This is a genomic window from Chlorobium phaeovibrioides (assembly GCF_003968655.1).
In the GTDB taxonomy this organism is placed as follows: Bacteria; Bacteroidota; Chlorobiia; order Chlorobiales; family Chlorobiaceae; genus Chlorobium; species Chlorobium phaeovibrioides.
Genome location: NZ_RXYK01000005.1, coordinates 67,398 through 87,821, shown reverse-complemented (window position 1 = coordinate 87,821; position 20,424 = coordinate 67,398). Strand labels below are relative to the sequence as shown.

Genomic DNA, 20,424 nt, shown 5'->3' with positions numbered 1-20,424 from the left:
GCGGGGGGTCAGGGCGGCTTCTCAGGCAGAGAGAGCTTCGGTGACCTTCTGGGCGGCATCTTTCAGGCCGTCAGCCGCAATCAGGTTCAATCCCGACTCGTCCAGCATTTTCTGGGCTATGTCGGCGTTTGTTCCCTCAAGCCGGACAATAACGGGAAGGTTCAGTCCGATTTTTTTGGCAGCCTCGATGATGCCTCCTGCAACCCTGTCGCAACGGACGATTCCGCCGAAAATGTTGACAAGAATGGCTTTGACATTTTTGTCGCTGAGAATGATTTTAAATCCTTCCTCAACAGTCTGGGGGCTTGCTCCACCGCCAACATCCAGAAAGTTGGCGGGTTTACCGCCTGCCAGCTGAATTATGTCCATGGTGCCCATGGCCAGACCTGCACCGTTCACCATGCAGCCGACATTGCCGTCAAGGCGGACATAGTTGAGGTTTGATTTTGAGGCTTCCACTTCAAAAGGATCCTCTTCGGTGATGTCGCGGAGTTCGAGGAAATCCTTGTGGCGGTACAATGCATTTGAGTCAAAATTGATTTTGGCGTCAAGCGCAAGCACACGGCCCTCTTTTGTGACAACAAGAGGGTTGATTTCAGCCAACGCGGCATCAATGGATGTGTATGCCTTGTAGAGGCTCATGATGAAGCTGACGGCACTGCGGAACTGCTCGCCTTCGAGGCCCAGGAAGAATGCCGCCTCACGGGCCTGGAATCCCTGGAGTCCGAAGAGCGGGTCAACCTGGATTTTCAGCAGTCTTTCAGGAGTTTCTTCAGCCACTTTTTCAATTTCCATACCGCCTTCGGTGGAGATCATCAGCACATTCTGCGATGTGGCGCGGTCGAGGGTGATTCCGACATAAAACTCTCTGTCAATGTTCATTCCCTCTTCAACAAGAAGTCTCCGTACCTCTTTGCCTTCAGGCCCTGTCTGGTGCGTTACGAGAGTGGTGCCTATCATCTGGCTGGCAATCTCATATGCCTCTTCGGGGGATTTTGCGAGTTTCACGCCCCCTGCTTTTCCTCTTCCCCCTGCGTGGATCTGGGCTTTGACGACAACGACAGGACTGGTCTGTTCTTCAAAAAGCTGTTCGGCAGCCTGTTTTGCTTCTTCAGGAGAGTGGGCAACGATTCCTTTCGGGACGGTAACTCCGAATTTTCTCAGGATATCCTTGCCTTGATATTCATGAATGTTCATATTGATTCCGGTCTTGGGTTACTGACGGCCTTTTGTGCGCTACAGGGAGGGATGAATAGAAGTTTGCGCATAAACTGTCAGTATAGTGAAATAAACGCTTACGGTGAAATATTGGATGCTCTTCGCGGCACTTTTGTTGTTCCCTTGCTGTTGCGCAGAGCCTTGGTCAACTGGTGGGGCGGGGAATTGTTCCCGTGCCGCCATAACGCATGAATGATGGATTTCAGTTATTGTATGGAACTGGCGTTCCGGGAGGCGCTCAAGGCTTTTGAGAGCAGGGAGGTCCCTGTTGGAGCGGTTGTTCTTGATGGTGGGGGTCATGTGGTGGGAAAAGGGTACAATCAGGTTGAGGCGCTGTGTGATGCAACTGCCCATGCGGAGATGATTGCCCTTACTTCCGCAATGGCGACGCTTGGGACGAAGTATCTGCAGGACTGCACTCTTGCGGTTACAATGGAGCCCTGCCCGATGTGTGCGGGAGCCATAGTGAACGCAAAGGTGGGTCGCGTGGTGTTCGGTGCCTATGACGCAAAGATGGGGGCTTCGGGTTCTGTGCTGAATGTGACCGGATGCCGGCCGCTGAACCACCAGCCGGAAGTGTTCGGTGGCATTATGGAGGGGCGCTGTCAGGGGCTTCTTCAGGACTTTTTCAAAGAGCTCCGGAAAAAAGGCTAACTGCTTTCCTTCATGATGTGCTTGATGGAGCTGGCAAGATGCGAAACGATATCCTGCGCAATGCCGCTTCCTGCAGAAGGGGGAGTTACCGTATCAAGGCTTTCAATCCCTGCTTTCTTGACGGCGTTGCTGATGGTGACTGAGAGGACCGGGTTGCACTCCCGGACAATTTCTTTCAGCATGAATGCAGCCTCAAAGGTGCTTTGCTGAACAATCTCCCTGTGATCCTCCTCAGAGAGCATCTGGCATCGGCGGGCTGTTATGATGCCAACAAGGCAGGTAAGGTATGCATTGGTTGCGCCGGCCATAAAGAGGTTGAGGAAAAGGGGCGCCAGAAGGTTTCCCGCTGGCAGCAGCGAAGAGAGGGTGTTGCTGAAGGCGGACTGTATGATTGGTTTGATGTGGGTGGGGATCTCCTCTTTGCGGAAATCGGAAAGCGGCATCAGCCTATAGGCGCCGAGAAGGACTGAACTGAACTCCCTCAGGTTCTGCTCTTTATGGTGCAGGCTGTAAATGCGCCATGTCAGCTTGAGCATGTTGAGGGTTGAGGTGGTGGTGCCATATGAGGTGTTCTGGGCAAAAGCGCCAACGAAAAAGTTTTTTGTGGCAATCTCCTTGGTTGAGGCAAGAGCGTCAACTTCAAGAAATTTCAGGTTGGTTTTTACCCACCGGAGGTCTTTCTGTTCTGCATTGGTTTCGGGGTGCATCGGGTGGGCTGGCATGCGCTCTGCACTATGGCGGGCATACTCTTCCATCGCGCCTGAGCTGTCATTTTCAGGCAGGGATGGCTGGCGGGGCATTCTGAACAGCTGGCATGCGCTGAAGAATAGTGCGAGAAATGATGCGGCAGCAAGCATCAGGAACGCGGCTCCTGCATAGGGATGCAGAGTTGAAAGCAGGTTTGCGGCGGTATTGAGCTGGTTGAATGTGAACACGGCTGTGAGCAGCAGTGCCGCTACCAGAAAAGCCAGAAGAAATGGTATTGTTTTCTTTTTCATGCCGCCCTCTTTCTCTGCCGAAGTTGTATTGAGCTGGAAAAAGCCTCTCCTGCATTACTTCAGGCAAGGTAAGAATTTCTCCGGGGAAAATTTCTTCAGGCGCCCGTTTCGGGTTCCGGTAGTTTGATGGAGTGGTCGGTGCTGTGCTGATAGTCAAGAAAGATGTCTTCAGCTGAAGGGATCTGCCAGCTGCCGTCCGCCAGGCGGTTGGTCGTCTCTTTGAGGCGGTATGTTGTGTGGCCGCAGGTCCAGCAGTCATATTTTGCCATACCGGTGCAGAGGCATGTTTTTTCCTCAACGACAAGTGGCTCCCCCGGTTTTTTCTCGGCAAGTGCTTTGTAGTATGCGTCGATATAGGTGCATTTCCCGCCGTTTTCAAGCAGGTATCCCAGCCCTTCGCAGTTTGGCTTTATGGCGTAGCGCAATGTCGGCGACTGGCGGAGCATGCGCATCGGGTAGCCGGTGGTGGAGGCCATGTTGATGACAATATCCTCTTCCTCTGCGCTCAGATACTGCTGCTTCACATTGGCTGGAAGTCCCGCCTCCCGGGTGATTGCAAAACGGGTGGCAACCTGAACTGCTCCAGCTCCCTCTTGAAGGTATTCCGCAGCATCCGTTCCGGTGAAAATTCCTCCTGCCGGAATGAGGGGAATATCAAGGCCTTCTTGTTTCAGGAATGCAGCCACTTCGGTGAAAATGGTATGGAGATCAAAGGTATGCCAGTCGTCAGGGCCGAATCCGAGGTGGCCTCCTGCAAGAGGTCCTTCAACAATAATATAGTCCGGCAGACGATTCAGGCGCACAGCCCGCTTGAGAAAAATGGAGAGCGCTCTGACAGAGGAAATGATGATGCCGATTTTGACATCATTGAAGCGGGGATGGTCCTGAATCAGGTCAAGGGTTCTGAGGTTCAGTCCGGCAGCAAGGGTGAGGCCGTCAATGCCCGCATCCATTGCCGCCCTCAGACGGACTTTGAGGGTGGGCGAAGAGCTGTTCATGGTCAGCTTCTCCATGCAGTTCAGAAAAATCGCACCGTTCCCTGTTTTCTGGGAGATGGTGTGCTCTACATACTTTTTCTGCGCGGCTTCCACCTCTGCAAGGTCGAAGAGAACTTTGGACTTGTCGGGGTTGTCGATGAACTCGGCATATTTTTTTCTTTTCCTGCTGACGAAGGAGGTGTTGAAAATCCTGTCGCATACATAGCCGTTTTCTGCATCAGAAATATGGCCGATTCCTCCGAGTTTTTCAGCCGCAAGGGCAAGTTCGGTTGTTGAAATGTTAACCCCCATTCCTCCGATGATGATGGGGACATATTCCTTCCCGCCCAGTGTCAGCCTGAAATTATCTACCTTCATGGTCCTTTGTTAATAAATAAGATAGTAGGGGCAGTTGCCGGCCGCGTCACTCCTTGAAAGATAGGGGAGCTGAATCATGTGCTCCGTATACCCTTCGTCAAAAATTATTTAAGATATCATATTTTGTGCTATAAATCTACAGCCAATTCTTAGAAAAACCCATTGCAGGAGTGGTTTATGCTATTCTGGTGGTGACCGTTAGTCTCAATGAATATCATGTTTGAGAAAAGGTGTGGAGAATCGTAAATTAGTGGCCTGTCAAATAGGGCTGAAGCGGATTCTCTGCACTTTGAAAACATCCTGAATTTAGGGGGTATTATGATCAAACTTGTATTGTTGCGGCATGGTGAAAGTCAGTGGAACCTGGATAACCGGTTTACCGGATGGCATGATATTGATTTGACTGACAAGGGTCGCCGTGAAGCCTCCAATGCCGGGAAACTGCTTTGCGAAGCGGGTTTCGAGTTTGATGTGGCCTATGTTTCGGTACTGAAGCGGGCCATCAGGACCCTCTGGAATGTACTGGATGAGATGAATCTGATGTGGATTCCCGTCATCAGGAACTGGAGGCTCAATGAGCGCCATTACGGTGCGCTTCAGGGCCTCAATAAAGCTGAAACAGCCCAGAAATATGGCGACGAGCAGGTTCTTGTGTGGCGCAGAAGTTATGATACCCCTCCTCCTCCGCTTGAGCGCACCGATGAGCGGTGGCCGGGTTCCGACCGTCGCTATGCCGCACTTGACGCCGATGAGGTTCCTCTTACCGAGTGCCTGAAGGATACAGTTGCGCGCTTTCTGCCGTTCTGGCATGAGACCATTGCTCCTGAAATCAGCAAAGGCCGCAATGTTCTTATTGTCGCCCATGGAAACTCACTTCGCGCACTGGTCAAATACCTTGACGGCATATCCGAAGAGGATATCGTCGGGCTGAATATTCCTACCGGTATCCCCCTTGTCTATGAACTTGACGATAACCTGAAGCCGTTGAAAAGCTATTATCTGGGAGACCAGGAAGAGTTGAAAAAGGCTGTAGACGCAGTGGCCGGACAGGGAAAAGCCTGAGAGGGGCGGGAGAGGGTGAAGAATGTTTTGCTGAATCGCCTTATATTCCGCACTTTGGATTCCCGATTGCCTTTGTTTTGAATCTTCAAGAAAAGTTGTGCCTGAAAAATATGAATGTTACTTCCAACACCGGGCTTTATGATCCGCAGTTTGAGCATGATGCCTGCGGCGTGGGGTTTGTTGCCAATATCAAGGGACTAAAGTCTCATGCCATTATAGAGCAGGGTCTGCAGATCAATGAAAATCTCAAGCATCGCGGAGCGTGCGGCTGTGAAAAAAATACCGGAGATGGTGCGGGTATCCTGATCCAGGTTCCCGACCGTTTCCTCCGCAGGGTATGCGGCGAACGGAACATTGAGCTTCCCGAGGCCGGCCGGTATGGTGTTGGCATGCTGTTTCTCCCTCCCGATATTTCACAGCGCCGGGCCATAGAGGATATCTGCCGTCTGATGATTGAGGCCGAAGGGCAGAAGTGCCTCGGGTTCCGGAAGGTGCCTACCGACAACTCCACTATAGGCCAGACTGCCCGTTCCGAAGAGCCGGTTGTCAAGCAGCTTTTTGTTGGATGGGGCGAAGAGATTACCTCGGAACTGGAGTTCGAGCGGAAGCTCTATATCATCAGGCGCCGCATCACCAAGCGGGTCAAGTATACGGCAGCTCTTCTCGGAAGCAATTATTTCTATGTCAGCAGTCTGTCGGCCAGAACCATGGTCTACAAGGGGATGCTCCTGCCCGAGCAGGTCGGCGATTATTATTCCGAACTCCACGATCCTGACATGGAGAGTGCCATTGCCATGGTGCACTCCCGTTTCAGCACCAATACATTCCCAAGCTGGGACAGGGCTCACCCCTACCGTTTTCTCAGCCATAACGGAGAGATCAACACGCTCAAGGGCAATGTCAACTGGATGAAGGCCCGCGAAAAGAATGTAAGCTCCCCGGTGTTCGGTGAGGCCATTGAGGACATCAAACCGGTGATTCTTGAGGATGGCAGTGATTCGGCCATTCTGGACAATGCTTTTGAGTTTCTGGTTCTGTCCGGCCGCTCGCTTGCACATGCTGCGATGATGATCATTCCTGAACCATGGGGCGGGAACAAATTCATGTCGCCTGAAAAGAAGGCTTTTTATGAGTACCACAGCTGCCTGATGGAGCCCTGGGACGGGCCCGCATCGGTGGTTTTCACTGACGGCGTGCAGATTGGCGCCATGCTTGACCGTAACGGTCTGCGACCTTCCCGATACTACATTACGACCGACGATATGGTCATCATGGCTTCTGAAGTCGGCGTGCTTGACATTGAGCCCGAGCGCATTCTCCGCAAAGACCGTCTGCAGCCTGGAAAGATGTTCCTGGTGGACACTGCCGAAGGACGAATCATTGCCGACGAGGAGATCAAGGAGAGCATTGCCTCCGAGAAGCCCTACGGCGAATGGATATCCCGCAATGTGATTGACATCGAGTCACTGCAGGATCACCCGCAACTGAAGAATCCCGACGAGGACAAGTACAGCCTTACGGCACGCCAGAAGGTTTTTGGCTACAGCCGTGAGGATATTACCATGCAGATTGTCCCGATGAGTGAAAAGGGTGTTGAGATGGTTGGTTCAATGGGTAACGATACCCCTCTGGCGGCACTCTCAAACAGGCCCAAGCTTCTGTATGATTATTTCAAGCAGCTGTTTGCGCAGGTGACCAACCCGCCGATTGATTCACTTCGTGAAGAGATTGTCACCTCAACCTCGGTCATGCTCGGCACGGAAGGGAACCTTCTGGAAGCCCATGAGGTCAACTGCCGCCGCATCAAACTACCTCATCCCATTCTGACCAATCAGGATCTTGAAAAGATCCGCGGGATTGACCGTCCCGGTTTCAGGGCGGTGACCATCCCCATTTTTTATGATGTGGCGAAGGGCGGTCGCGGCATTGAATCGGCCATGCAGGATATTTACAGGCAGGCGGAGCAGGCTGCACAGGTTGGCGTCAACATCATCATCCTTTCCGATAAGGGTGAGATTGACAGCAAACGCGCGCCGATTCCAGCTCTTCTGGCTGTTGCCGGTCTGCACAATTTCCTCATCAATGCAGGCATCCGTACCCAGATAGGTCTTGTGCTTGAGTCTGCGGAACCCCGAGCAGTGCATCACTTTGCCATGCTTATCGGTTATGGCGTCGGTGCCGTCAACCCCTATATGGCATTTGAGACCATCCGTTCGCTTGTTTCGGACGGTCACATCCGTTTTGATGAAAAAACTGCGATAAAGAACTATGTCAAGGCCGCGGTGAAGGGTGTTGTGAAAACCATGGCAAAAATGGGCATTTCCACCGTGCAGAGTTATCGGGGAGCACAGATTTTTGAGGCGGTGGGTCTGAACTCGCAGCTTGTTGACTCCTACTTCACCCGCACGCCAAGCCGTATTGAGGGTATTGGCCTTTCAACGGTTGCCGAAGAGGTACGCAGGCGTCATGAATCAGTTTTCCCCCCTTCCGGGAACAAGGTTGACCGGGGGCTCGACGCCGGTGGCGACCGCAAGTGGCGTCATAACGGCGAGTATCACCTGTTCAGTCCCGAAGCGCTCCATTTTCTTCAGCACTCCTGCCGTACCGGCAACTATGAGCTGTTCCAGAAATACGAGAACCTTATTGACGACCAGAGCCAGCACTTCTGTACCATTCGCGGCCTGATGGATATCCGTTTTTCGGGTGAGCCGATTCCTCTTGATGAGGTGGAGCCAGCCGAGGCAATCATGAAACGCTTCAAAACGGGAGCCATGTCCTATGGTTCCATCAGCCAGGAAGCCCACGAAACTCTGGCGATTGCCATGAACAGGGTTGGCGGCAAGAGCAATACCGGTGAGGGTGGTGAAGATTCTGCCCGTTTCCTGAAAGATGCCAATGGCGATTCCAGAATGTCGGCCATCAAGCAGGTTGCTTCCGGACGCTTCGGCGTCACCAGCGAGTACCTTGCCAACGCTGTTGAAATTCAGATCAAGATGGCACAGGGAGCCAAACCCGGTGAGGGAGGCCAGCTTCCCGGAATGAAAGTGTATCCCTGGGTTGCAAAGGTTCGCCATTCAACTCCGGGCGTCGGCCTGATTTCACCTCCGCCTCATCACGACATTTATTCCATTGAGGATCTTGCGCAGCTCATTCACGATCTGAAAAACGCAAATCCCTCGGCCCGCATCAATGTGAAGCTGGTTTCAACCGTTGGCGTTGGTACTATTGCGGCAGGTGTTGCCAAGGCGCACGCCGATGTGGTTCTTGTCAGCGGCCATGACGGCGGAACCGGTGCCTCTCCCGTATCCAGCATCATGCATGCGGGTATGCCGTGGGAGCTCGGACTTGCAGAAACACACCAGACCCTGATGCTCAACAACCTGCGCAGCCGTATTGTTGTTGAAGCTGACGGACAGCTGAAAACCGCTCGCGACATTGTTGTTGCCGCATTGCTCGGTGCCGAAGAGTTCGGCTTTGCCACCACCACGCTTGTGGTGATGGGCTGCATCATGATGCGGTGCTGTCAGGACGATTCCTGCGCAGTTGGCATTGCGACCCAGAACCCGAAACTCAGGAAGAATTTCAAGGGCAAACCCGAACATGTCGAGAACTTCATGCGCTTTCTCGCTGAGGGCGTGCGTGGCTATATGGCCCGTCTCGGAGTCCGGAGCCTCAATGAGCTGGTAGGCCGTTCCGAGCTGCTCAGTATGAAGAAAACAGTTGATCACTGGAAGGCCCACGGAATTGACCTTTCCAAGATTCTTTACCAGATGGATCTTCCCGAAGAGGGAACCCGCTACTGCAGCATGGCGCAGGAACATGCGCTGGAAGAGAGCCTTGACAGCACTACGCTTCTTGCGCTTTGCCAGCCCGCAATCAAGAGGGGTGAGAAGGTAGTCAGCAGACTCCCGATCCGAAACACGAACCGCGTGGTCGGCACCATTGTCGGCTATGAGGTCACCAGAGCCTATGGAGCCGCAGGGCTTCCTGACGATACGATACACCTCTCGTTTACCGGCTCAGCAGGACAGAGCTTCGGGGCATTCATTCCGAAAGGAATGACGCTTGAGCTTGAGGGAGATGCGAATGATTATGTAGGCAAAGGGCTTTCCGGAGGCCGCATTGTTGTCTATCCCTCGAAAGGATCCACCTTCCTCTCTGAAGAGAACATCATCATCGGAAATGTTGGCTTTTATGGCGCAACATCAGGTGAGGCCTTCATACGGGGTATGGCCGGTGAACGATTCTGTGTCCGCAACAGCGGCCTTACGGCAGTTGTTGAGGCCATCGGCGACCACGGATGTGAGTACATGACGGGAGGTACCGTCATCATTCTGGGTAAAACCGGCAGAAACTTCGGTGCCGGAATGTCGGGAGGCGTAGCCTATGTTTACGATGAGGACGGTTCCTTTGCCGAGCACTGCAATACCGATATGGTCGGTATGTATCCTGTTGATGACGAACAGGATTGTGCCATGCTGCTCTCCTGGATCAAGAAGCATGTGGCCACTACCGACAGCGCTCTTGGCCGTCGTATTGCCGATGATTTTGATGCCCGGTGCTCCAAATTCATCAAGGTTATGCCGCATGATTACCTCCGTGCCCTTGAAGCAATGCAGGAAGTTGAAGCCACGGGCATGAGTGGCGATGACGCTGTGATGGCTGCATTCGAGAAAAATGTTCATGACCCGTCAAGGGTGTCGGGAAATTAAACCAATGGCGCCGGGCAGATGGCCCGGACACGAAAAGACTAAATTATTGCTATGGGCAAAGTGAAGGGTTTTATGGAGTTCCAGAGGGAGGTTCCTGCTGACAGGGCGCCTCTGGAGAGAATAAAGGACTGGAAAGAGTTTCATCTGAAGATGTCCGACGAGGCGCTGCAGAGCCAGGGCGCCCGCTGCATGGACTGCGGAACTCCCTTCTGTCATACAGGGATCATGCTCGGTGGCATGACCACCGGTTGTCCCATTCATAACCTGATCCCCGAGTGGAACGATGATGTTTACCGCGGATTCTGGCGGGACGCCTACGACCGGCTGATGAAAACCAACAATTTCCCTGAATTTACCGGACGGGTATGTCCGGCTCCCTGTGAAGGGTCGTGCGTGCTCGGCATTATTGAACCACCGGTCACAATCAAAAATATTGAGTGCGACATTATTGAGCACGCCTTTGCAGAGGGGTTTGTTGTTCCTAAAAAAATTGAGCACCGGACAGGAAAACGGGTTGCTGTTGTCGGGTCAGGTCCGGCAGGTCTGGCCTGCGCCGACCAGCTCAACAAAGCTGGCCACAGCGTGACGGTTTTTGAACGCGATGACCGCTGCGGGGGATTGCTGATGTATGGTATTCCCAACATGAAGCTCGACAAGCAGGCCGTTGTGCAGCGCCGGATAGACATTATGGAAGAGGAAGGGGTCGTGTTCATGCCGAATACAGAAGTCGGCAGCAGCAGCTGCCCTGCTGAAAAACTGCTTGAGGATTTTGACGCCGCGGTACTCTGTACAGGCTCAACCGTGCCCCGTGACCTTGATGCCGAAGGGCGCAGGGAGAGCGGCGGGATTCATTTTGCCATGGATTTTCTCCGTTCCTCAACCAAGGCTCTCCTTGGTGATTCACAGCCGGTGCTTTCAGCCGAAGGAAAAAATGTGGTGGTCATCGGTGGTGGTGATACAGGTACCGATTGTGTGGCTACCTCCCTGCGACAGGGATGCAAGAGCGTTGTACAGCTTGAAATCATGCCGAAACCCGCACTTGAGAGAACCGGGGACAACCCCTGGCCCCAGTGGCCGAAAACCTTCAAGGTTGATTACGGTCAGGAAGAGGCCGCTGTTCTGCAGGGTGAAGACCCCAGACGGTACTCCATGATGACGAGAAAGTTCATTGCTGACGAAGGCGGCAATCTTAAAGCGCTTCAGGTTTCACAGGTTGAATGGGTCAAGAAGGATGGCCGGTTCATTCCTCAGCCTGTAGCAGGTTCCGAAGAGAGCATTCCTGCCGAACTGGTGCTTCTTGCCATGGGCTTTGCAGGTCCTGAAGCAGCTCTTGCCGAACAGCTCGGGGTAGCATGCGACGAGCGTTCAAACATCAAAGCATCAGAAAAACAGTACCTGACCAGCCGCAAAAAAGTATTTGCGGCCGGCGACGCCCGGCGCGGTCAGAGTCTTGTGGTCTGGGCAATTCAGGAGGGTCGGGGAGCTGCACGCGAGTGCGATCGTTTTCTCATGGGAGAAACCTCACTACCCTAAACTATCTGCACATTCCAGCAGTTATACAAGGTATCTCTCCACTAAACCAGAGCCGTTAAGAACCAGGCACTCAGAACTCAGAAACAGGATATGGAACAGGAAAAATTGAGGGAACAGCTTCAGGCGCTTCATCGCGAGCTGGAAAAGGTTGAATGTGTTGATGACACTACCGCCAGAGTTCTTTCCACCCTTCGCGATGACATTCGTAACATAAGCGAAAAACAGACCGAATGTCCCTCAGCTGAAGACGAGCCGCTGATGGAACGCATGAGTGACGCCGTCGGGCACTTCGAGGCGGACCATCCCAAGCTCAGCATGACCATCAAACATCTGCTCGACAGCCTGGCCAATATGGGGCTGTGAGCCCTGTCAGATTTCAATAAACCGTTGACGCACAAGAATTAGATGACAAGAGAAAAAGTTCCGGCGAAAGGAAAAGCAAGAACATCCGGCGGTCCTGGCGAACCTGTGTACTGCTCATTCTGCGGAAGAAGTTCGCAGGAGGTAGACAGTATGGTTGCCGGCCCGAATGCCTTTATCTGTGACCGCTGCATTAGAACATCCCATGATATTCTTCGCAAAGAACTCAGCGCCATACAGCACTCCGAACCGGTAGCAGGTCAGCCGTTTCCTGTCAAGCTGGTCAGCCCGAAAGCACTCATGGAGTCGCTAGACCAGTATGTGGTCGGACAGGAGCGGGCTAAAAAAGCCCTCGCAGTAGCCGTCTATAACCATTATAAGCGGATTGATTCCCAGGAATGGCAACATGACGATGACGAGGTTGTCATTGAAAAGAGCAACATCATGCTTATCGGTCCCACCGGTACAGGAAAAACCCTGCTTGCCCAGACGCTTGCCAATCTGCTTGAAGTTCCTTTCTCCATTGTTGACGCCACATCCCTTACCGAGGCAGGGTATGTGGGAGACGATGTTGAAACCATTCTCGCCCGACTGCTTCACGCCTCCGACTTCAATCTTGAGCGGGCTGAACGGGGCATTATCTATGTCGATGAAATTGACAAGATTGCCCGCAAATCCGCCAATGTCTCCATTACCCGCGATGTATCGGGAGAAGGTGTCCAGCAGGCTCTACTGAAAATTCTTGAAGGTGCCGTTGTCGGTGTTCCTCCCAAAGGGGGGAGGAAACATCCCGAGCAGCAGCTCATCAACATCAACACAAAAAACATCCTCTTCATCTGCGGAGGGGCATTTGAAGGGCTTGATCGTCTCATAGCCCGTCGGATGTCGAAATCATCAATGGGATTTGGTGCCGGCGTTGCAGACAAAAAGGCTGGATACGACCCCGGAATCCTCAAATTCGTGATGCAGGACGATCTGCACGAATATGGCCTCATTCCCGAATTCATCGGCCGTCTTCCTGTTCTCTCTTCCCTGGAGCCACTTGATGAACACGCTCTGCGCAGCATTCTCGTTGAGCCGAAGAACGCTCTCATCAAGCAGTATGCCAAGCTGTTTGAAATGGATGGCGTTGAGCTAGAATTTGCTCCCGAATCCCTTGACAGGGTTGTTGCCATAGCCCTGGAGCGGGGTACCGGAGCCCGTGCCCTGCGCTCCGTCCTTGAAAATGTGATGATTGACATCATGTTTGAACTTCCCTCAATGAAAGGGATCGGCAAATGCATTATTACTGCCGATACCATTGACGGCACCGGTTCCCCAACCTACCTCACAGAGGACGGGAAGAAGAAAAAAACTGCATAAAAGAGCAGCGCGAACCCGTTTTGCGTTGCAAATGTACGCAGTGTGTCATATATTAACAGCCCTTCACCAAGGAAGGGCGATTAGCTCAGTTGGTTAGAGCGCTACACTGACACTGTAGAGGTCAGAAGTTCGAATCTTCTATCGCCCACACCCTACATAAAGCCCTGTAAGATAACGACTTACAGGGCTTTCCTTTGTCCTCTAAAACTAGGGGACGTTGTTGAATATCGTGAATAACTATCAATTTGATGCATTGAGAGGAGGCCCTGTGCCTCTTCATTTTTTATTTGCGTTATTCAACAACGTCCCCTACTTCCTTTTTTTTAGCTCTGGTAAAAGACCGCCAGCCACACGGTTCGTTGTTCACTGTGGGTCCATAGCACCCTGTGCCTTGTGTGAGCCGGAATGGTGATGGCGTCTCCGGCTGAAAGCTCGACGGCTTCTCCGTTTTCAAACCCTATTGCAGCTCTGCCTTCCAGAACGGCCACCCATTCCGACTCATCCTGATAATACCAGAAACCCTCTGGAGAGGCCTGGCCGTTTGAAACAATGCGTTCAATACGCACATGAGGCGAGCGAAGCAGCTCTTCAACCGCTTCATGAGTCGGCGTTGCCTGAAACCCGGAAAAAATATTCTGCATAAGGGCTGTGTTCTTGAGTGTTGATCTCGTGTTCTATGACGAATAATGTGTTTATTTTTCTGGTGAGAAGAAATCTACACTTTCGCCTCCTCTCTATGGGTTATGGAAAAGTTGGAAAAAGCGTACTTTACCTGCATGAAAACCTTTACTTCCACCGGTGCCGGCTTTCGGCGTATCCTCTTGCCGCTTCTGGCGCTTCTTGGCCTTCTCGTTGGTGCCGTTTCTCTAAGGGCAGCCGATTTTCTGGATCCCGATTCAGCCTTCAGGCTCCGCGCATCTCTTGAAACTGACGGTTCGGTGTCCCTCCATTGGGAGATAGCCGAAGGATACAAGCTCTATCGTGACCAGATCAGGATTGTGGCCGAGGGTGGCTCCGCGGAGATCGGCGTTCCCGAACTGCCCGAAGGGATAGCAACAGTCGATTCCGAAACGGGCGGGCCCTCTGTCATCTATCATGACCGGCTTGATGTTTCTGTTCCCTTCAGTGCCGCACCGGGACCCTTCAGGCTCAGTGTTACCCATCAGGGGTGTTCCGAAGAGGGGCTCTGTTATCCCCCCTCAACAACGAAATTCACTGTGGATCCCGCAAAGCCGGGAGCTCTTGCTGCGGTCCATCAAACGGGCTTCTTTGGCATAAACCCTGAGCCCACACTCCCGGCTGAACCGGCCGTGGCTTCCTTTCAGGGTGAAGAAGGCTCTCTGGCAACGGCTACCCTTATGGAGGGGAGTCTCTGGAAAATAGCTCTGGCATTTTTTGTGTTCGGTTTGCTGATTGCCTTTACCCCCTGCGTTCTTCCGATGCTCCCCATCCTTTCCTCCATCATTGCCGGAGAAGGGGAGAGTACGAGGATGCGAAGTTTTCTGCTCTCTCTTGTCTACAGCGGCGGCATGGCTCTGGTCTACACCCTTCTGGGCATTGCGGCGGGACTTGCCGGCGAGGGACTTGCCGGTTTCCTTCAGCAGCCTGCCGTTCTTGCAGGTTTTGCCGCTCTTCTCGTTGTGCTCTCCCTCTCAATGTTCGATGTATACCAGCTGCAGGTTCCCTCGTCCATGCAGAACAGGCTGAGCGCAGCCTCAGGCAAACTGAAGGGCGGTCGTATTCTCGGGGTGTTTCTCATGGGAGCAATCTCCGCCCTGGTTATCGGCCCCTGTGTAGCGGCACCGCTGGCTGGCACGCTGGTCTATATCAGCCAGACGAAAAATGTGGTGATTGGCGGCCTTGCACTGTTTTCAATGGCGGCTGGCATCAGTGTGCCGCTTCTGCTTATCGGTCTTTCCGCCGGGTGGCTCCTGCCGAGGGCAGGGGCGTGGATGCAGGGGGTGAAATATGTGTTCGGCATCCTTCTCATTGCCGTTGCCATCTGGATGGTGACTCCGGTGCTGCCGGCACAGGTACTTCTGTTTCTATGGGGAGCTCTCGCCATTCTCTCTGCAGTGTTTCTGGGAGTGATGAGCCGGCTGCCAGAAAAGCCCACCACCGGCAGCAGGTTTCGTCATGCCCTTGGCATTGTCATGCTTGCAATTGGTCTTCTGGAAATTGCCGGGTCTCTATCGGGAGCCAGGAACCCGCTGCAGCCACTCTCGGAAATCCGCCCCGTTTCATCCAGCGAAAGGAAAGAGATTGCAACACTGCAGTTTTCTCCGGTTCGTTCGTCGGCCGAGCTTGACAGCCTGCTCAACTCCACCACCGGCCCGGTGATGCTTGATTTTTATGCGGATTGGTGCGTCTCCTGCAAGGAGCTTGAGCATGTCACCTTTGGTGACCCGGCAGTCATGAAGCAGCTTGGTTCAATGACGCTGCTGCAGGCTGATGTAACCGCCAACAGTGAGGATGACCGCCTTTTGATGAAACGGTTCAGTGTTTTCGGCCCTCCCGCCATTGTTTTTTTTGATCAAGCCGGAACGGAAATTCCCGGCAGCAGGGTGGTGGGGTTTGTTCCTCCAGAAGATTTTCTCCGGAATCCCGCATTCCGCTGACCCATTCATTTGCTGATTTTTTGCTGAACTGTCCATCAATGTTATTACCTTATATAACATTGAAATAATAAAAAAGAAGAGAAGCAGTGGCAAGACAGCGATACAGCAAAAAAACAAAGCCCCAGGAAGGAACCCGCCGTCGTCCGGATTCACGGACGAACTCCCGGTCAAGCGGCGAGAGGGTAAAGCCCAATGATCATATCCTCATCAACGAGTTCCTTTTCAAACGCGGCGAAAGTTCCATGGCCGCTGAAATTGTCAACTTTCTTTCCGACCATGAAAAAGAGCGGTACCGCTCGGTAGAACTTGCCAAGGTGATGGGTTACGGCGAATCCCGCCAGCTCCCCGGATTCTGGTATGTTCTCCATAAGCTGCAGGAAGAGGGTGCTGTCGACAAGGATTCCAACCGCTGCTACGGCATGGCGAGCCCCGATGCCTCCTATGAAGAACATATCCAGCATCAGAAGACTTTCCCTGTTCCAGACAAGGAACAGTACAAGGTTGATAAAAGCTATACCGGCTTCATCACCACCCATCCCAACGGTTACGGTTTCGTGAAGGTTGATGGCTTCGATGATGATGTGTTCATCAAGGCCAACGACATGAACTCCGCAATTCACGGCGATGAGGTCGAGGTTCTTGTTGCCAAGGTCCCTTCCTCCTACTCATCACGCTCCTCGCCGCACCAGCGCTGTGAGGGCCTGATCACCAATATCATCAACCGCCGGATAACCACCATTGTGGGAACACTTGTCCGCGCCAATCGCCGCTTCAACCTCAAAGCCGACGAGCGGAAGATTCTGCCTGAAATCATCATCTCCATCAAGAATTCTGCCAAGGCCAAGGATGGCCAGAAAGTGCTTGTCGGTGAACTTGACTTCAGCAAAGAGGGAACCATTCAGGCAAAGGTGCTTGAGATTCTCGGCACTGCAGGCGACTCTGCCGTTGAAGTAAGCGCCATTGCCCGCAGCAAGGGTATTGACGAAACATTTGAAAAGGAGATTATCAAAGCGGCCGAAACCATAAAAATGGGTGTGACCGATAAAGATCTCAAGGAGCGGCTTGACATTCGCGACAAAGTGCTCTTTACCATTGACCCTGTTGACGCCAAAGATTTTGACGACGCGCTCTCCGTCGAATCCCTGGGCGACGGCAACTGGCGTATCGGTGTCCATATTGCCGATGTGTCGCACTATGTGCCCGAAGACTCGGCTCTCGACAAAGAGGCCCTTAAACGAGCAACCTCCGTCTACCTTGTTGACCGCGTCATTCCGATGCTTCCCTCACGGCTTTCAGAGGATATCTGCAGCCTTAACCCCGGTGTTGACCGGATGGCCTTTTCGGTGTTTTTCACCATGAACGAAAAAGGCAAGGTGAGCAAACAGGAGTTCCACAAGACAGTAATTCACAGCAAGCGCCGGTTCACCTACGAAGATGTACAGGACATACTCAATAACGGGAAAGGCGATTACCTGATGGAGCTGCAGCTGCTCGAGAAGATCAGCGTGCTTCTTCGTGAAGAGCGTTTCCGTCACGGAGGCCTCGACTTTGAAACCGAGGAGGTCCGCTTCAGGCTCGGCAGCAAGGGAGAGCCGCTTGAGGTGATGAAAAAGGAACGACTCGGCAGCCACCGGCTCATTGAAGAGTTTATGCTGCTGGCCAACCGCAAGGTGGCTGAGCATCTCACCAAAACCTTCAAGGATGGAAAGAAGGAGCCTCAGCCGGTGATTTACCGTGTTCACGGTTCTCCCCAGCAGGAACGGGTGACCATTCTGGCCAACTTTGTCAAGAAGATGGGCTACGAACTCAAACTCAATAAAGCCAAGGATGGCCCGATTGTATCGGCCAAAGCGCTCCGGGAGCTCCTTCAGAAGGTCCGCGGCAGCAATGTTGAATTTCTCGTCAACGAGCTCGTGCTCCGATGCATGTCGAAAGCTGTCTACACCGGTGAAAACGACGGCCATTACGGCCTCGGGTTTGATCACTACACCCACTTCACCTCCCCGATCAGACGCTACCCCGATCTCATCGTCCATCGTATGCTCTTTGAGTACGAAGCATTCCGTAAAAAGCGCCGCAAGATTACCCCTGCAAGGATTGCTGAACTGACCCAGAAAATCGAGACGGTCTGCCGCATTTCCAATGAACGGGAAAAGATTGCCGTTGAAGCCGAGCGGGAATCAATCAAGCTGAAGCAGGTGGAGTATATGCAGAGCCATACCGGCAAGGTTTATCCCGGTGTCATCTCAGGAGCAACCGAATACGGCATCTATGTCCGTATGGTCGACTTTGCCATTGAAGGGCTGGTGCATATGCGCAACCTCACAGACGACTACTACGAATTTGATGAGAAATCCTACTCACTTGTCGGCAAACGCCGCAAAAAGCGCCTGCAGATTGGCCAGAAAGTAAAAGTGAAGGTGCATGAAGTAGACATGCAGCGCCGCACCATAGACCTTACACTTGGCTAACCAGCCCCCTGCTTCGCAATGTAGCGCTCCACATTGAACTTCCTTCTGCACCCTGAAGCGTTCATGTACCTGATTTTCCCGTAAACCGGCCGCTCAAACCACGGCCGGTCATGCAGGCCGCCGATTGACCAAGCCACTCCACTGTACCCGTTCGGGTCCCTTCCATCAAGTGCGTACCGGTCGTTCAGCCATAGTGCCGTCTCAAATGCCTCCCGTGGAGACGGGCTCCACTCAAGAATTTTTTTTGCCCAGTACATCCGCATGTAACCGTGGATTCTCCCCGTGTGCAGCAGTTCCTTCTGGGCGGCATTCCAGAGACGGTCGTGCGTTGCTGCCGTTTCAAATTCCTGTGGGGAGTAGAGAGCCTCCCTCGGGTCAAGGGAATGCTGTTCCAGACTCTGACGGGCCCATCCTGGAAGCCCCTCGTAGGCATCGTACTGCTCCTGATGTGCGCAGTAATTGTCCGACAGCTCCCTCCGGACAATCAGCTCCTCAAGAAAGGCAGCTTTCGATTCTTCCGGGGCACCGCTGCTCTGAACTTCAAGGGCAACCTGCGCTGCGCTGAGCTGACCAAAATGCAGGTAGGCGGAGAGAAGTGATGTACCTTCGGCCGTGGGGTCGTTGCGAAGCTCGGAGTATCGGGGAAGCTTCTCGCTGATGAAGCGCCTGAGATGTTCACCGGCGGCTCTCTCTCCGGGTTTCAGCCAGTCGATCGGCTCAACCGTTCTGTCGACTGAAAGGTTGGCAAAAACCTCCCTCCAGTTCACCTCCTGCAGCTCGGCCTTATGCGGCATTGCTTCAACTGCCTGCAGCGGCTGCAGGAACTCCCCGAGCAGCCGGTTGATTTTCGGGCGGAAGGTGCGTGCGGCATACTCCTGTTTTCCTGATGCGGCATGGCAGGGGACAATGTTGTGAGCGTCAACTTCGTAGAGCGGAACCTTGAGTGAGGCAGCTGCCTGCTGCTTCCACTGCCGGCTGATTCTGAGAGGGGAGTAATCGGTCACAACGCATCCTGCCCCGGAACTGCCGGCGTACCCTTCAAGTTCCTTTCCCGGACCACCGCTTTGCGGGCTGCACTGCAGCAGGACGAACCCGATGTTCAGCTCACCCAGGAGGAGCTCAATCTCGCGGAGCCCCTCAAGCATGAAATGGTACTGACGATAGGTTGCCCCGATAAAAGAGGACGCAAGAGTAAAGACGACCCTCAAAGGCTGGCCGAGAGCCTTCGCCTTCATTTGCGCAAAGAGCAGCGCGCGGTTATGCTGCACCCGCTGGTCGCGCGACATCCAGTAGATGACCGGGCCACGCTTCTCTTCTGCTTCGTTCAGTCTTGAAATGCATCGTGGATCGATCATTGTTTCCTGTTCTCCCCGAATCCCGCACTATCAAGAAAGTTGCCAAGAAGCCGAAGCCCTGTTGCCCGGTACTCATCGGCCACTTCATTGAACTGTTTGAAAAGCAGCGCCCTCTCCATCGCCTTCAGCGAAGGGTCAATCTCCATCCATTGGCTGAACGAGGCGGGAGTCATCTCAAAATGGCACTGGAGACCATACGCCTTTGAACCCACTTTTACCGCCTGATTCGGGCACTCTGTTCCCCGTCCGATCAGCTCGGTTCCTGCCGCCAGTTCAACAGTTTCACCATGCAGCTGAAACACCCTGAACCTCTGGCCAAGGCCATCAAAAAGCGCATCCCCGGCCCCCGTTTCTGTTACCACCATCCGGTAGGGTTCATTCGATGGGGAAAGAAAGCCGGTTTCAGGCACAGGGCACTGAACAACCCTGCCGCCTGCCGCCTTCACCAGAGCCTGCATACCGAGGCAGATGCCCAGATAAGGGATTCCGTGAGAGAGAGCCTGCTCAATCTGCCTCAGCTGCTGGCGCATGGCCGGCGTGTCGTCATTGACGCTCTGGGGCCCGCCGAGCACCACCATGCCGCTGAAATGCAGGGGATCAGGAACGCTGTCGCCGAGGGAGAGATCAACCCGTCGGGTGGCAATGTTGCGGCGAAGCACGAGTTCTTCAAGAAGCCCGGGGCCTTCATGCCGGATGTTTTGGACAATAAGCAGTTTATTTGGCATT

The 20,424-nt window shown here is 53.3% G+C and carries 14 protein-coding genes and 1 tRNA gene; 9 read left to right on the top strand and 6 right to left on the bottom strand.

The features are described from left to right. Positions 1-21: 21 nt before the first annotated feature. Positions 22-1,197: an ADP-forming succinate--CoA ligase subunit beta gene (gene sucC, locus EKD02_RS04850; protein WP_126384130.1), complete on the bottom strand. Its 1,176-nt coding sequence runs from the start codon at positions 1,195-1,197 to the stop codon at positions 22-24. A 213-nt stretch (positions 1,198-1,410) separates the two neighbouring features. Here sucC and EKD02_RS04845 point away from each other — a divergent pair, with 213 nt between their 5' ends. Then, the gene (locus tag EKD02_RS04845) at positions 1,411-1,872 is read left to right on the top strand and encodes a nucleoside deaminase (protein ID WP_011889804.1); all 462 of its coding nucleotides are present in this window, start codon (positions 1,411-1,413) and stop codon (positions 1,870-1,872) included. Here EKD02_RS04845 and EKD02_RS04840 read toward each other — a convergent pair. Both EKD02_RS04840 and EKD02_RS04835 read right to left on the bottom strand, forming a co-directional pair. Further along, on the bottom strand, positions 1,869-2,870 hold the full coding sequence (locus EKD02_RS04840) for a hypothetical protein (protein WP_126384127.1): 1,002 nt from the start codon (positions 2,868-2,870) through the stop codon (positions 1,869-1,871). The two genes, EKD02_RS04845 and EKD02_RS04840, sit on opposite strands and share 4 nt — an antisense overlap. Positions 2,871-2,965: 95 nt before the next feature. Then, complete coding sequence (locus EKD02_RS04835) at positions 2,966-4,225, bottom strand: nitronate monooxygenase (RefSeq protein WP_011889806.1); 1,260 nt, start codon at positions 4,223-4,225, stop codon at positions 2,966-2,968. Positions 4,226-4,543: 318 nt separating this feature from the next. On the opposite strand from EKD02_RS04835, the gene gpmA reads away from it, so the two are divergent. From gpmA to EKD02_RS04805, 6 genes are all read left to right on the top strand, one after another. Then, entirely contained in the window at positions 4,544-5,287 is a 744-nt protein-coding gene (gpmA, locus tag EKD02_RS04830; RefSeq protein ID WP_011889807.1) for a 2,3-diphosphoglycerate-dependent phosphoglycerate mutase, read from the top strand. 110 nt (positions 5,288-5,397) lie between these two features. Then, positions 5,398-9,999 carry a glutamate synthase large subunit gene (gene gltB, locus EKD02_RS04825; RefSeq protein ID WP_126384124.1) on the top strand — a complete coding sequence of 1,534 codons (4,602 nt, stop codon included), beginning with the start codon at positions 5,398-5,400 and terminating at the stop codon, positions 9,997-9,999. A gap of 51 nt (positions 10,000-10,050) precedes the next feature. Further along, positions 10,051-11,532 (top strand): glutamate synthase subunit beta, encoded by a 1,482-nt coding sequence (locus tag EKD02_RS04820; RefSeq protein WP_011889809.1) that lies wholly within the window; start codon positions 10,051-10,053, stop codon positions 11,530-11,532. A 90-nt stretch (positions 11,533-11,622) separates the two neighbouring features. Further along, on the top strand, positions 11,623-11,895 hold the full coding sequence (locus EKD02_RS04815; protein ID WP_011889810.1) for a DUF4404 family protein: 273 nt from the start codon (positions 11,623-11,625) through the stop codon (positions 11,893-11,895). A 42-nt stretch (positions 11,896-11,937) separates the two neighbouring features. Beyond that, positions 11,938-13,254, top strand: coding sequence for an ATP-dependent Clp protease ATP-binding subunit ClpX (gene clpX / locus EKD02_RS04810; RefSeq protein ID WP_126384121.1), 1,317 nt, complete (start codon positions 11,938-11,940; stop codon positions 13,252-13,254). Positions 13,255-13,328: 74 nt separating this feature from the next. Further along, positions 13,329-13,402 (top strand) — tRNA-Val (locus EKD02_RS04805). Positions 13,403-13,577: 175 nt separating this feature from the next. Here the strand turns inward: EKD02_RS04805 and EKD02_RS04800 are convergent. Next, positions 13,578-13,895 (bottom strand): cupin domain-containing protein, encoded by a 318-nt coding sequence (locus tag EKD02_RS04800; protein ID WP_126384118.1) that lies wholly within the window; start codon positions 13,893-13,895, stop codon positions 13,578-13,580. 135 nt (positions 13,896-14,030) lie between these two features. Here EKD02_RS04800 and dsbD point away from each other — a divergent pair, with 135 nt between their 5' ends. After that, positions 14,031-15,872: a protein-disulfide reductase DsbD gene (dsbD, locus tag EKD02_RS04795; protein ID WP_244924399.1), complete on the top strand. Its 1,842-nt coding sequence runs from the start codon at positions 14,031-14,033 to the stop codon at positions 15,870-15,872. Positions 15,873-15,958: 86 nt separating this feature from the next. Further along, entirely contained in the window at positions 15,959-18,343 is a 2,385-nt protein-coding gene (gene rnr / locus EKD02_RS04790) for a ribonuclease R (protein ID WP_126384112.1), read from the top strand. Here rnr and phrB read toward each other — a convergent pair. Both phrB and EKD02_RS04780 read right to left on the bottom strand, forming a co-directional pair. Beyond that, positions 18,340-19,698, bottom strand: a complete 1,359-nt coding sequence (phrB, locus tag EKD02_RS04785) for a deoxyribodipyrimidine photo-lyase (RefSeq protein WP_126342498.1) — start codon at positions 19,696-19,698, stop codon at positions 18,340-18,342. The two genes, rnr and phrB, sit on opposite strands and share 4 nt — an antisense overlap. Then, positions 19,695-20,423, bottom strand: a complete 729-nt coding sequence (locus tag EKD02_RS04780) for a type 1 glutamine amidotransferase (protein ID WP_126384109.1) — start codon at positions 20,421-20,423, stop codon at positions 19,695-19,697. Before EKD02_RS04780 ends, phrB begins: the two co-directional genes overlap by 4 nt. Position 20,424: the final 1 nt, after the last annotated feature.

Coding starts and splice junctions, on each gene's coding strand:
- sucC (WP_126384130.1), bottom strand. CDS start 1,197: ATGAACATTCATGAATATCAAGGCAAGGATATCCTGAGAAAATTCGGA.
- EKD02_RS04845 (WP_011889804.1), top strand. CDS start 1,411: ATGATGGATTTCAGTTATTGTATGGAACTGGCGTTCCGGGAGGCGCTC.
- EKD02_RS04840 (WP_126384127.1), bottom strand. CDS start 2,870: ATGAAAAAGAAAACAATACCATTTCTTCTGGCTTTTCTGGTAGCGGCA.
- EKD02_RS04835 (WP_011889806.1), bottom strand. CDS start 4,225: ATGAAGGTAGATAATTTCAGGCTGACACTGGGCGGGAAGGAATATGTC.
- gpmA (WP_011889807.1), top strand. CDS start 4,544: ATGATCAAACTTGTATTGTTGCGGCATGGTGAAAGTCAGTGGAACCTG.
- gltB (WP_126384124.1), top strand. CDS start 5,398: ATGAATGTTACTTCCAACACCGGGCTTTATGATCCGCAGTTTGAGCAT.
- EKD02_RS04820 (WP_011889809.1), top strand. CDS start 10,051: ATGGGCAAAGTGAAGGGTTTTATGGAGTTCCAGAGGGAGGTTCCTGCT.
- EKD02_RS04815 (WP_011889810.1), top strand. CDS start 11,623: ATGGAACAGGAAAAATTGAGGGAACAGCTTCAGGCGCTTCATCGCGAG.
- clpX (WP_126384121.1), top strand. CDS start 11,938: ATGACAAGAGAAAAAGTTCCGGCGAAAGGAAAAGCAAGAACATCCGGC.
- EKD02_RS04800 (WP_126384118.1), bottom strand. CDS start 13,895: ATGCAGAATATTTTTTCCGGGTTTCAGGCAACGCCGACTCATGAAGCG.
- dsbD (WP_244924399.1), top strand. CDS start 14,031: ATGAAAACCTTTACTTCCACCGGTGCCGGCTTTCGGCGTATCCTCTTG.
- phrB (WP_126342498.1), bottom strand. CDS start 19,698: ATGATCGATCCACGATGCATTTCAAGACTGAACGAAGCAGAAGAGAAG.
- EKD02_RS04780 (WP_126384109.1), bottom strand. CDS start 20,423: ATGCCAAATAAACTGCTTATTGTCCAAAACATCCGGCATGAAGGCCCC.